Annotated in this window: 14 protein-coding genes and 2 pseudogenes; 5 read left to right on the plus strand and 11 right to left on the minus strand. The window is 52.5% G+C overall.

Annotated features, from left to right (window positions below):
* Positions 1-72: 72 nt before the first annotated feature.
* The 3 genes from FDY98_RS23385 to FDY98_RS23395 all read right to left on the minus strand — a co-directional run bounded on the left by FDY98_RS23385 (position 73) and on the right by FDY98_RS23395 (position 2297).
* Positions 73-975, minus strand: a complete 903-nt coding sequence (locus FDY98_RS23385) for a LysR family transcriptional regulator (protein ID WP_027960023.1) — start codon at positions 973-975, stop codon at positions 73-75.
* A 9-nt stretch (positions 976-984) separates the two neighbouring features.
* Positions 985-1461, minus strand: coding sequence for a GNAT family N-acetyltransferase (locus tag FDY98_RS23390; RefSeq protein WP_027960022.1), 477 nt, complete (start codon positions 1459-1461; stop codon positions 985-987).
* Positions 1462-1661: 200 nt separating this feature from the next.
* Complete coding sequence (locus FDY98_RS23395; protein ID WP_027960021.1) at positions 1662-2297, minus strand: glutathione S-transferase family protein; 636 nt, start codon at positions 2295-2297, stop codon at positions 1662-1664.
* 147 nt (positions 2298-2444) lie between these two features.
* On the opposite strand from FDY98_RS23395, the gene FDY98_RS23400 reads away from it, so the two are divergent.
* On the plus strand, positions 2445-3428 hold the full coding sequence (locus FDY98_RS23400) for a helix-turn-helix transcriptional regulator (RefSeq protein ID WP_027960020.1): 984 nt from the start codon (positions 2445-2447) through the stop codon (positions 3426-3428).
* 117 nt (positions 3429-3545) lie between these two features.
* A complete protein-coding gene (locus FDY98_RS23405) occupies positions 3546-5066 on the plus strand; it encodes a sensor domain-containing diguanylate cyclase (protein WP_035538237.1) in 1521 nt (506 codons plus the stop codon).
* An 8-nt stretch (positions 5067-5074) separates the two neighbouring features.
* Here FDY98_RS23405 and bluB read toward each other — a convergent pair whose 3' ends face one another.
* Together bluB and FDY98_RS23415 are read right to left on the minus strand one after the other, a co-directional pair.
* A complete protein-coding gene (bluB, locus tag FDY98_RS23410) occupies positions 5075-5752 on the minus strand; it encodes a 5,6-dimethylbenzimidazole synthase (RefSeq protein WP_009288193.1) in 678 nt (225 codons plus the stop codon).
* Between the two features lie 57 nt (positions 5753-5809).
* Positions 5810-6565 carry an NAD(P)H-dependent oxidoreductase gene (locus FDY98_RS23415; RefSeq protein WP_027960019.1) on the minus strand — a complete coding sequence of 252 codons (756 nt, stop codon included), beginning with the start codon at positions 6563-6565 and terminating at the stop codon, positions 5810-5812.
* 108 nt (positions 6566-6673) lie between these two features.
* Here FDY98_RS23415 and FDY98_RS23420 point away from each other — a divergent pair, with 108 nt between their 5' ends.
* Entirely contained in the window at positions 6674-6811 is a 138-nt protein-coding gene (locus FDY98_RS23420; RefSeq protein WP_340146966.1) for a helix-turn-helix domain-containing protein, read from the plus strand.
* 19 nt (positions 6812-6830) lie between these two features.
* On the opposite strand, the pseudogene FDY98_RS29850 reads toward FDY98_RS23420, so the two are convergent.
* Positions 6831-7317: pseudogene (locus tag FDY98_RS29850) on the minus strand (MarR family winged helix-turn-helix transcriptional regulator).
* A gap of 96 nt (positions 7318-7413) precedes the next feature.
* Here FDY98_RS29850 and FDY98_RS23430 point away from each other — a divergent pair.
* Together FDY98_RS23430 and FDY98_RS23435 are read left to right on the plus strand one after the other, a co-directional pair.
* Positions 7414-8340: a DMT family transporter gene (locus FDY98_RS23430; protein ID WP_027960017.1), complete on the plus strand. Its 927-nt coding sequence runs from the start codon at positions 7414-7416 to the stop codon at positions 8338-8340.
* Positions 8341-8361: 21 nt separating this feature from the next.
* Positions 8362-9000 carry an NAD(P)-dependent oxidoreductase gene (locus FDY98_RS23435; protein WP_027960016.1) on the plus strand — a complete coding sequence of 213 codons (639 nt, stop codon included), beginning with the start codon at positions 8362-8364 and terminating at the stop codon, positions 8998-9000.
* 127 nt (positions 9001-9127) lie between these two features.
* On the opposite strand, the gene FDY98_RS23440 is transcribed toward FDY98_RS23435, so the two are convergent.
* The 5 genes and pseudogenes from FDY98_RS23440 to FDY98_RS26360 all read right to left on the minus strand — a co-directional run bounded on the left by FDY98_RS23440 (position 9128) and on the right by FDY98_RS26360 (position 12153).
* On the minus strand, positions 9128-9553 hold the full coding sequence (locus FDY98_RS23440; RefSeq protein ID WP_027960015.1) for a GNAT family N-acetyltransferase: 426 nt from the start codon (positions 9551-9553) through the stop codon (positions 9128-9130).
* A 23-nt stretch (positions 9554-9576) separates the two neighbouring features.
* Positions 9577-10054: pseudogene (locus tag FDY98_RS23445) on the minus strand (DUF523 domain-containing protein).
* 114 nt (positions 10055-10168) lie between these two features.
* Complete coding sequence (locus FDY98_RS23450) at positions 10169-10633, minus strand: GNAT family N-acetyltransferase (RefSeq protein WP_027960013.1); 465 nt, start codon at positions 10631-10633, stop codon at positions 10169-10171.
* A 278-nt stretch (positions 10634-10911) separates the two neighbouring features.
* The gene (locus FDY98_RS23455; RefSeq protein ID WP_196518295.1) at positions 10912-11775 is read right to left on the minus strand and encodes a sigma 54-interacting transcriptional regulator; all 864 of its coding nucleotides are present in this window, start codon (positions 11773-11775) and stop codon (positions 10912-10914) included.
* A 144-nt stretch (positions 11776-11919) separates the two neighbouring features.
* On the minus strand, positions 11920-12153 hold the full coding sequence (locus FDY98_RS26360; RefSeq protein ID WP_152618902.1) for a hypothetical protein: 234 nt from the start codon (positions 12151-12153) through the stop codon (positions 11920-11922).
* Positions 12154-12202: the final 49 nt, after the last annotated feature.

Here is a 12202-nt window from a genome sequence, read left to right on the forward strand (position 1 = left end):
GCTATTTCAATCTTGACCTCAGCGTGTCCACTTTTTGTGTGCACTCTTCGCTTTTAAAATCTTTCCGGATGATTAGACTGGCAGTGTCTGTAGGGCACTTGCCAGCAGCGAAAGGCAAGCTTCAGTGGCAAAGCTGCGCTGGCGATGGCGATAAACGCAGAGATCAATTCGCGCGGCCTCAAGCTCTGAAGGAGCCAAGGGGATGCTAATGAGTTGACCTAATTGGCACTCCCGAGCTACCGCCATCGGTGGCAATACCAGAACGCCTGCGCCGTTAAGGGCAAGTGCTTTTTGAGTTTCCAGCGAGGCGGTCTTAAAGGTAGGTATTAGGGTAACGCCTGCCCGGTGTGCTGCACGCTCCAGCGCTTGGCGAGCACCATAGGATTCATCAGGTAAGATCAACCGGTGCTCTGCCAAGGTGTGAAGACTCACCTCAGAAGCCGCGGCCAATGGATGGCCTGGAGCCATCACTGCATGGTGGTGCAACTCGGCGCTAGCAAAGGGCACAATGTCATCATGGCGGGGCATAAAGAAGGACAAGCCAATATCGGCATCACCTCGGCGCAGCGCCTCCACCATTTGGCTAGCGCTGACGATCCCGATATCAAAACTCAAATGGGGATAGCGCTGCCCCATCTTGGCTAACGTAGGCGCTAGCAAGCCAGCGACAACGCCTTCCGCCACCTGCAAACTGACCCGCCCAGTTCGCAAGCCCTTCAAATCGGCAATATGTTCCTGCACCCGCTCTAGGTCACGGAGAGTACGCTGTGCCTGGGCGGCCAATAGCTCCCCCGCCGCCGTTAGGCTAATGCCATTGGGACCGCGTTCGATAAGCGGTGCGCCAAGTTGATGTTCCAGTAAATCGATCTGGCGACTAATCGCCGTGGGGGCAATATGCAGTTGGGCGGCGGCTTGCCGCAGCGAACGGCACCGGGCCACAGTATCAAAGTAGCGTAACGCACGGCCACTGATCATAAGCGCCCCTTAAAGCTCCATCTGCCGTGACATCACTGTTACGTTTTCACCTCGGTACTCAAGGCTTTCTACCTCTTGCCAACCCAAGCGCTTATAGAGCGCCTGCTGATCAGGGGTATAGAGATAGAAGCGACCAAAACCACCCGCAGTTGCTTCGGCTTCCACTCGGCGTACCAAGGCAGAGGCAATGCCCTGCCCCCGCCATTCGGGTACGACAAATACGGAGGCAAGCCAGGGGGTAAGTTCGCGGCGTATGCTCATGTCATCGGCAATGAGGCTGGCGGTACCAACAGGGGTTTCGTTTTGTATCGCCACAAAAATGGAAGGCACGCCAGCCTGGCCACATTTGGCTTTAGTGCGCTCAATGGCTTGTTCTAGTGTGAGCCCAGGATGCAAATGGCCCCAGGCGGAGAATGTCCAACCTGCGACGACTTCAGCATTAGGGTCTTCAGCTCTTAACCGCTGGAGGGTGATATCGCTTCGCATAAATGGCGCCTTATCTTATTTAGCACAAGCGAATACAGTAGCGATATATGGGTAGGCTGGCCAGCGCCGATACCTTCCGCACACGCCGCCAGCCAGAGGCTTTACCACTATTATCTGTCGAAAAACTGCAACCAGATAGAGTTCATCTACCTTGAAAGCAATTGCCAACTTAATACAAAAGCGGCAATGCACTTAAGCCATTAAACGGACAAAGGCTTCATTTGCTTAGCCAGTTCATCGTCCAGCTCATTGGCCCGCTTGGCTGCTGGCCTGCTTTCCATACGCTCAATGTACTGCTTGAACACCTCGTTGGGCGGGATGTTCTTCTGCATCGTTTCCCACCAGAGATAACTACTAACCAATATATCTGCGGCAGTAAACTGATCGCCGCAGATATAAGCGTTTTCACTGAGTGCTTTTTCAAGCGTATTGATACTGTCTTCCACTTGGCCACAGCCGACGGCCTGTGCGTTGCTGCTGTCGATTTTCCAATCATAAGTCATGGCGCTGGTGGCCATTTCGAACGGGCCTGCCATAAAAAACAGCCAGCGATAATAAACACCCCGGTCGGGAGATTGCGGGGGCGGTGACAGTTTTTTATCTGGAAACTGATCTGCCAGGTACGCGCAGATAGCAGCTACTTCCGTCACCACAGTGTTGCCATGTTTGATGGCAGGCACCTTGCCCATGGGGTTGATGGCCAAGTAGTCCTCGGCTTTCATCTCTAAGCCATACTCCATCGCCTTTACCGAGTAGGCTATGCCTACCTCTTCCAGCATCCAGCGCACAACACGCCCGCGAGACATAGGGTGAGTGTAAAACGTTAGCTCTGACATATTAGGCTCCTTTTTCAGTCAATTTTTCAGTGACATAAGGTACTGCCAGATCAGATTAGTTTGTTAATAGGTGAGAATCCGTCCTAAATAAAAGCAACAATGCATTTTTCTGCAAGATTTTAAAACGGCTTCAAGAGGAAGACGGTAATGGCAGGCCCCACAACACGCATACTTACGGTGCTTGAGTTGCTGCAGGCTAATGGCCAGATGGGCGGAGCAGAGTTGGCCGAACTCCTGGGCGTGGATCGACGCACTATACGGCGATACATTACAACGCTAGAAGATATAGGCGTGCCGATAGTGACCGAGCAAGGGCGCTACGGTGGCTACCGATTGGTGGCTGGCTTCAAGCTGCCCCCCATGATGTTTACCGACGAAGAGACATTCGCGGTTTCGTTAGGCTTATTGGCCGCTAGCCAGCTGGGACTAACAAACGCAGCGCCCGCCATTGCCAGCGTACAAGCGAAGCTCGAGCGAGTGATGCCAGCTAATTTAAAAAGCCGTGTTCGCGGTATCAGTGAGACCACTCAGGTGATCTTACCCCGGCGCGAACCCAGCCGTGATGACCGCGCCCTTGAGACGCTGACTAAAGCCACAGAGACCATGCGAACCGTGGGGCTTACCTACCACTCCCCGCAGCATGATCCAGTTAAGCGTCAGATCGACCCTTACGGGCTAGTTTTCCAACAAGGTAGGTGGTATGCCGTCGGTTTTTGCCATCTGCGGGGAGCCATGCGCTCATTTCGGTTAGATCGCATCAGCGGCGTGCACCTACTCTCAGGTACCTTCATACGCCCCACCCGCTTTGATGCAGCCGATTTTTTGAGCGAAAGCCTCATGTCCTGGGGCCCCACTCATGAAGTATCACTGGTGCTACACATTGATCATGCCGCGTCCGCTGGCTTTGAGAACCAATTTTTCTGTACAGGTCAGTTCGAACAGGTTGAAGGTGGACTACTGCTCCATACACGCACGGATAGTTTCGAGTGGTTTGCCTATTGGCTGGCACAGCTCCCATTTCAATTTACCATCCTCAAACCAGACGGCCTCAAAGAGGCGCTTCGCGAACACGCCAACCATTTACTAGCAAGTTGTGAGAGCGCTTCACCATATTCAACAGATACGCCCTGAAACAGTCTAAAACCTGGGAGATAATGAAGGCGCTATTCGCCTGATTTTAAGGATAAGGCTTCTTAGCCTCTTAAGTGCTAGTCTGTTAATCAAATAACTTTGAATACAGACTCACAAATGCAACATTCATCAAGGCGTACACACCGTCTTGCATTGGCGACAATTGCCCCGCGAATTTTTGCCTTTTGCCATACCTTCGGACTCACCGTATGGATTGCCGTGGTAGAAGGTAGCGGCTGGACACTTATTCTGCCCGGGATTTTGCTGCTGCTATGGCCCGGTGTTGCCTATGCGCTTGCTGTAAGCGCCCAGAACTCCAAGCGTGCCGAGTTCAGAAATCTCCTCTATGACAGCCTGCTATTTGGTTTTTGGTGCAGCGTGCTGGATTTTTACGTTTTAGCCACCATCACCATTGGGCTTGCCTGTTTGATGAACAATTTAGTGGTCGGCGGAGTACGGAAGATGCTTATTTCAGCCGTACTTTTCACAACCGCAGCCTTGATTGGAAGCGCCTTAACGGGATTCAAGTTTCGCCCCTATGTGAGCAACAATTTAGACATCTACCAATGGACGGGGGCAGTCATCTATTTTCTAACCATAGGCCGCATAACGTACAGTCAGAATCGTCAGATCGGCCGCAGCATTGGCGAGATTCAGTTTCAGAACCGAGTCTTTCACGCGCTGCTTGATCTCGGGACGGTGGCAAATCGTGCGACCAATATCCATACCCTGCTAGATGACTCATTAAACCACCTACACTCCCATTTCCCCGACTACGGTTTTGCTGTTTTTGTACAAGAACGACAACGTTGTGAAGTGACACGCTACGCGGCTGTTGCGGGACTAAGCCCAAAGGATGAACAGCGTCTAAAGCATCTATTGGCCAGCGTTCGTAGGCAAAGAGTACAGCCGGACACACGGCCACAAACAGACGAAGGCGAGAACCTATATGTCATGTCCATGGAAGGCCGTCTAAGCTTGTACGAAGGCTGGCTGATCATGAAAGCTCCCAGCCGAGAAGACGGCTTGGAGCAAATACTTTCCCTCTTTGCCGACCAACTAGCGGCCGCTACCGAAAATAAATTGCTACATTTGGAATTGAAGAAAACGGCTGAGCGTGACGGACTCACCGGCCTTTATAACCGCGGTTTCTTGGAAGCCGCGCTGCAAATGAGCATTCAAGGCAAGGCGCAGACGCCGAGCCTGGATTTTGCTGTATTGATGATGGACGTCGACAAGCTTAAGGAAGTGAACGACCATTATGGTCATGTTGCAGGCGATCAACTGATTTCCAGCGTTGCCAAGTACCTGCAACTTCACTGCAGGGACAGCGACATACTTGCACGCTGCGGTGGCGATGAATTCGTCATTCTATTTCCTTCTGCCGACTTGACGGCAGCCAAGCGTATGGCCAACTTGATCAGAGACAATTTGCCTGAACAGCGTTGCATTATCGACACCGCTAGCGGTGAACGTGAAGAACTGACGCTTCATTTGAGCTTGGGATTCGCCAGCTCCAGCGAAGTGCCTGCCATACAGGTATTTGCTCTGGCAGACCAGCGCATGTACGAAGACAAGAACCAGCGCCGCAAGCAAAGAGTAGATGACTTGGGCACAGCGAGCTGGCCCCCCTTATAAAAACTTCCTCACAAACCACTGGCAAGCGGCTGCCCCCACTGATCGCCATGTACTAGTTCACTTAATGGCAAGCGAGAGCGCCAGCCTTTGGCTTCAAGCTCTGGTTGGTCTAAAAACTCGCTAACATAGCCAAGGCAGAGATACGCCAAGGGGTAAACGTGGTCAGGCAGATTCAGCGCCTTGCTCAGCTGCTCTTGGTCGAGAATGCTCACCCAACCAACGCCAATACCTTCTACCCGCGCAGCCAACCAGAGATTCTGTACAGCGAGACAAGTGCTGAAAAGATCGGTATCCACCATACTATTGCGCCCCAGCACGTGAGGCCCGCCCCGGCTTCGGTCACAGGTAATACAGAGATTAAGCGGGCTCTCCATAATACCTTGCAGCTTAAGGCTGCGATAATGCGCTTGACGCTCGCCTTCAAAGCGTTCGGCGGCCTTCTGATTCTCCTGCTCGAACATCGCCAGCACTGCTTCTCTGACGCTGCGACTTTCAATCACGATGAAATCCCAGGGCTGCATAAATCCCACTGAAGGCGCATGATGCGCGGCCTCCAAAAGGCGGGCCAGTACATCAGGAGGTATTCTGTCGGGCAGAAATTGCGAGCGCACATCGCGCCGCTCGTGTATGGCGCGGTAGAGCCCACGGCGCTCAGCATCGGAAAAACGGTGGTTCGAGGTGGTCATGGCGCTGATTGGGCCTTTTGCTGATCTGTTTTATAGACAGTAAGAGTCTACACGAGCTCAGCCTAGCCGCCATCTCAGCGGGTTTGTTTGGCGTAAAACGCCATCTTCGTCCCAGTCATCCCATCCGGTAAAGGGGATGGGCAGTTCGCTGTCCAAGTTTCTCAGACGATCTACCCAAGCCGCTTTGCAGACCTCTAGGTGACCAATGATGTCAGCTTCCTCTTGGTAACGAATACCGCCGCCCTGAATGCCGTAGCTCACCTGAGGCGCCAGCACGTCAAAGCCAACGTAGTACAACGATGCGTGTATGGGCCACAGCCAGTGCACCATATTGCCAGCTCGGCCAAAAGGCTGAAATGCTTTCTCCGGTGAGCCCGTGGTGACTGATAGCATCGCCTTCCTACCGCGATAGTAGCCTCTGTCGTAACGCATGCGGCTTGTATAGCGCCCGCCATACACCAACACCCGATCAAACCAGCCTTTCAAAATGGCAGGCTGGGCGTGCCACCATAAGGGAAACTGGAAGATCACCAAGTCAGCCCACTCCAACCGCGCCAACTCCCGCTGGATATCCTGCGGTAATGTGTTTTTCTCGTAGTGAGCCCGCTGCTCATTGAGGGGATAGAAGTAGTCCGACGCCACGGTGCTATGCGGATATTGCTCAGGGCGCTCCACCGGATCAAACTGCTCAGCATAGAGATCATCCACTTCCACTGTATGTCCCTCGCCCACCAGCTGTTCTACCGCCTCATCCACTAGGCCGCCATTAAACGACTTGCGTTCAGGATGAGCCAAGACGATCAACACATTCATTCTGCGCTTCCCCTATTGATTGGTTCAACGACAGACTAACCTGTTCAAATACGCTCAAACATTCGCGGAAAATGACAACTCAGTTTGCATGAATGAACAGCAAATAAGGTGGGACGAGCTAGCGATTGCAGAGGCGGGTCGCTATCCGGCGCCAGCCGAGCGCTGTGTATCAGCCATGCCAACGTATTCAAGTGTTTAAGCGAGATGGAACAAAGTCTAGGCGTGACTCTTTTCAATAGTGGCTAAGTTGCCGCTACGACACACATCACTCCTGCTCCAATCCCGCCAAGAACTGTTTAAGCAGCTCATCGAGTTGCGCTCGTTGCTCTTCAGTTAGGCCGCTCACCAGCTGCGCCTGGGTTTCCACATGAGCAGCAACGGCTTCATCGATTAACTCGAATCCACGCTGGGAAAGAGAGATGAGAAAACCACGACCATCGTCGGGGTTTTGACCCGCTTGATCAAACCCGCCTTTTCCAGTTGATTGATGCGGTGAGTCATGGTGCCTGAAGTCACCATGGTGGATGCCATCAAATCCCCGGTGATAGCGCGTAGGGCGCCCCCTCACGGCGAAGAGTTGCCAGAACGTCAAAGCTCGCGTCAGTCAGACCGTATTTCGCCCAGGTCTTCTCCATTGCGCGCATTAAGGTGTGATTCAGCCGTTTGACCCGCCCGATGGTAGCCATCGGCGCTACATCGAGGTCAGGCCGCTCCTGCCGCCACTGTTTGAGAATGTTGTCTACATGATCCATGAGTGTATTTTGCGCTTAATTATCTTGACGTCAAGATTAATCACACATATCTTGATATCAAGACACTTCGAAACGGTACCAATGAGAACTACGCGAATGACATCATTAAGCACTACCCGCACACACTCACGCAAAAGAGCTTGGCTTGCCCCACTGGTGTATCTGTTATCCGGCGGCGCCTTGCTGGGTCTATCGACTAATTTGGCAAAACTTGCCGGTGACATTCAGCTACCGGCACTCGCTTTTCTGTTTTGGTCAATTTCAGGAGCGGCGCTTATTCTATTGGTTCTCGCGGCCTTCCGCGGCAATCTGCCGCCGGTTAACGTTCGCACCGTTGAGTATTACGCTATTTCAGGTCTGCTGGGCGTAGCGGGTGCCAACCTGCTTTTTTTCTCAGCTATCCCCCATGTGGGTGCGGGGTTCGTGGCATTAATCATCACTCTGCCACCGCTACTCACCTACATCGGCGCATTAGCGTTAAAAATGGAGCGGTTTCAGGTGTTGCGTGCGGCGGGGGTTATATCAGCCCTCGCGGGGGCCGTCACCCTGGCCTTCCATAAGCTTTCGGCGCCGGATGCCAATTACCTCTGGATTCTCCTCGCTTTAATTGGTCCCGTTCTGCTGGCTATCGGCAACATCTACCGAACCTTACGCTGGCCAGAAGGCGTATCCAGCGATGCGTTGGCGCCGGGGATGCTTATCGCAGCGGCCATCATTCTCCTCAGCGTGGGGTTTCTGCCTGGCTTCTCACTGAACGTTCCGACAGAACGTCCCCTGCCGTTCTTGCTGATGGCACTCCAGGCGATGGTCTTCGCAGGCCAGTTCTTACTGCTCTTCCTGCTACAGAAAAGCGGCGGCCCGGTGTTTCTGAGCCTATTGGGTTCCGTCGGCGCCGTGGTGGGCGTTCCGGTCGCCATATTGCTACAAGGAGAAACCGCTCCCGAAGGCTTACTGCTTGGCACCCTATTAATTGGAGCCGGAATTACCCTGCTCAACATTGGCAAAGCCAAACAACTTAACTAATGAACCCAAGAGAGATATATCATGAAAATTGCAATATTTGGTGCCGCTGGCGACGTTGGCAAACGCATTATGAATGAAGCATTAGCACGTGGTCATAACGTAACCGGCGTGGTGAGAACAGAGAGTCAGCTTAACAAACTGCCCGCTGAAGCCAGCCGCTGTGTCGCGGATATAGCGGACTCACACCAGCTAGCTCATGTTATTCAAGGACAAGACGTGCTGATCAGCGCCGTTCGCCCACCCGATGGAAAAGAAGCGACGCTGGTGGCGCTAACCCGTTCTCTAATGGCGAGTGCCCTTCCGGGTCAGCGAGTGCTCTTGGTAGGCGGAGCCGCACGATTGCTAATCCCCGGGCGCGCCGGTGATACGGTCTTAACAGCCCCCGATTTCCTTCCTGCCTCTGCGCTAGAAATTGCCAAGGCATGCCAAGCTCAGTATGAACTCTGCTTGGGTGAAACCAGCACAGCGTGGACTTACTTCTCCCCTGCCGCCATGCTCATGCCTGGAGAGCGTACGGGACGATATCGTCTTGGCACCGATACCCTCGTCGTGGACAATAACGGAGAATCTCGCATTTCAATGGAGGATTTCGCGGTAGCGATGCTTGATGAAGCAGAGACGCCCCAGCATATTCAGAAAGCCTTTACGGTAGGTTATTAATACAAAAATCGGCAAACTACCCCGTCATCCAACCTAAAAAAGTAAAGCGAGCGTCGGTAGGTTCCAGCAGCAGCACCGGCGCAATCTCTTGTAGTACTTAACAGTAAAGCCCCATTAATTTAACGGGTTAGAGTATGCTCCGCTCCATATAGTGAGTCCCACCCTCTGTTTTACGCACGCGAAACCCCATACGCTCGTATAGCGCTATTGCTGGGTTGATACAAAACACACGCAGCCGAAGTAAGCGGATGCCCGACTGTTGGGCGATTTCCTTCGTGTGGCGGATTGCCGCTGTACCTAAGCCTTGGCGCTGCCACTTCTGATCAATTTGTAGCTCTCGAATATAGTAAGCGGCTTCATCGTGATTTATGCATAACAACCCTACTGGGCTAGCGTTAATAACTAATTCGTAACTGTCTAACTCATCCCATTGTTTATCAAACAGGGCTGTATTCCAGCGCATATCCAACTGTTCGTAGTAAGCAGACATATTTTGGCGAATTAATTTTTCCGCGAACGCCTTGTCGTTAGTAGACCGAATAATAGGCGTCATATCTCGATATCCTAATGCTGCTTTCACGAACTTGTAGCAAGAAGTGCAGTGTTAGCTTGGGCTATTTCATACTGACTAAACACGTGCACACCATGTTCCCGAAGCAGTGCGGCTGTTACTCCCATACCCGGTACTTTTTTTACCAGAGAAACTGCCGTCATAAATAGCGGTGCTTCCGCATGAAGGACTGAACTCAGCAAGCACTGCGATATCGATATCGAATTTACGGCACAGGTTCAAAGCGATAGAGGCACCTGCTAAAAATTCATTGGTCACCTTGCCTCCATCGTTTTCGATAACATCGACCTCACCGTTTAAAACGCCCTTACCACTGCCTTGGAAAATCTCCGCGGGCGGCCTGGGAATACTCATCCCCGCCTCAACTTCGGGGCAAACAGAAACGATTCGGCCTTCAGAACGCCACTGCTCAACGATCTGATCATCCACGGAAAGGGCGCCACCATCATAGCGAACCTTTTTACCCAAGAGACAGGCGCTCATTAATACTTTTCTCAAATCACCAATCTCCAATCTCCAATCTCCAATCTCCAATACGGTGATGAACTCAAGAGTGACGTTTTAACTGAATCGACCCAACTAGGAAAGCTCTTCTTGTCAGCCATTTAACTTTAGCTGCTTTCGGAAATACACTCGATTAAACCCCGCTTCATGCCGACACTCGCCCCTGACGTATCCTAGTTTGGGGTACATGGCGAGATTTTCTATCATGGCTTCATTCGTATAAAGTTCCACGGCTTCGTATCCCTTTTCCTCGGCTGAACATTCCACGTGATCGATCAATCGCTTCCCAATGCCGAGGCCACCATACTCGGGTAGTATGGCAACGTTTTCGAGGTGAAAATGATCGCCTTCGGGGTAGAACACAACATAGCCCACAAAATGTGAATCAAGGATAGCAACATCTATGTAGCCGTAGCCGACTAGGCTTGCGTAGTCTGCATGCATGGGCGCAGGTTCACGACCAATGCGACTGATGTACTTTGAATAGGCCAAACGAGCGCAGGACTGAATGTCTGTCAAATCGGTTACGAGTGCAGTGCGGATGTCGATTAAGGGCATATCGGCATAATCTCGATGGTATTGTGATTGTCGAACATCCAAGAGATCGCAGCGGTAGCGTTTAATGCTTTGGACTTATCGCGTTTGCCGCCAATGACGCACCATTGCAATGCCTTCTTCATTCACTAAAAGTCAACATATATTGTTGCATTGCTCTCTTCTGGGCGCATAAAACAAAGCAAGCTGGCGGTTAGAACGAGTTCACACCGGGAAGATAAAGAGCGTCTATTATCAAACGAATCTGGTAATGTGGCTTCGTCAAATCAGGGCTACTACCGCTACCGTTTCGCCTCTTTAGCCAACCGGCTGTAGAGCGTGGATCGGGCAATGCCGAGTTGCTTTGCCGCTTGGGTCAAGTTACCTCCTTGGCGCGCTATTGTTTCTTTGATGAGAAGCTCTTCCGTTGTCCTGAGATCAGAAGTCGACGTATATAGCCTATTCGTCGCTGAAGGGGCCTCTTGGTTCATACGAACCTCCTCGGGTAAGTCGTGCCATTCAATGCATTTCCCCGAAGCCATTAGCATCGACATTTCCAGAACATTGCGCAGCTCGCGCACGTTTCCGGGCCAATGGTAATGACTCAAGCAGTCCTGGGCCTCGCTCGACAGTGAAACGGGGGTTGTTCCCCGTTGCATGGCAAGCGTTCTGCACAGCTGCTCGGCGATCAACAGCACGTCGTCTCCCCGCTCGCGCAGAGGCGGAACCCTCAAGCGCAGCGTAGCAATGCGATAAAACAGATCCTGACGAAAGGTGCCCTTTTCCACTTCATTGGCCAGGTTGCGGTTGGTCATCGATACCAGACCGATGGCTACCCGCTTTTCCTGATGGCTGCCGATACGGTAGACGATACCGTCGTCCAGTACCCGTAACAGATACGGCTGCATACCGGGCGGCAATTCGCCGATTTCGTCAAGGCATAGAGTGCCACAATCTGCCACCTCGATCTTGCCGGCAGACGAGCGATCCGCACCGGTAAAAGCCCCCTTTTCATAACCGAACAGCTCACTGGCCATCAATTCACGGGACATCGCGCCACAGTTAATCGGGACGAACGAACCCGAGCGTGGCAATTCGTTGTGGATAGCACGCGCGAACAGCTCCTTGCCTACCCGCGTCTCGCCCTCGATCAGGATGGGGGGCACCACTCTGCGCCATCTTTCGTGCGGTCACACAAGTTTCCAGCATGATGTGACTTTCGCCGATGATATCTTCGAAACCGATGCTCCGTTGCGGCTGGATCAACCTCTTGGCAGGCGCCGCTGGAGAGGCATTGGGCAGAATGAGAATTAGCCGATCAGCTTCTGCTCCATCACTGGCTCACAGCGCACGCCGGGAATCACTTTTTCGATGAATTCAGTGAAACTCACTGAGGTCATCCTGATGCCGTCTTGGCCGAGATCCAACCTACCATTCTGACTGTCCAGCAAGCGGGGGCATCGATGACGAAGACCCCTTAGCGCTCGGTCAGTCGCGTACAGCACTTTCCCGCTGCGTGAAAGCGCGATTGTCGTATCGTTCAATCCCGTGAATCGCCTAGCCAGGAAGTAAAAACGTAAAAGATAATAATAG

Origin of the sequence: Halomonas sp. PA16-9 (assembly GCF_009728585.1) — a bacterium.
GTDB lineage: Bacteria > Pseudomonadota > Gammaproteobacteria > Pseudomonadales > Halomonadaceae > Vreelandella > Vreelandella titanicae.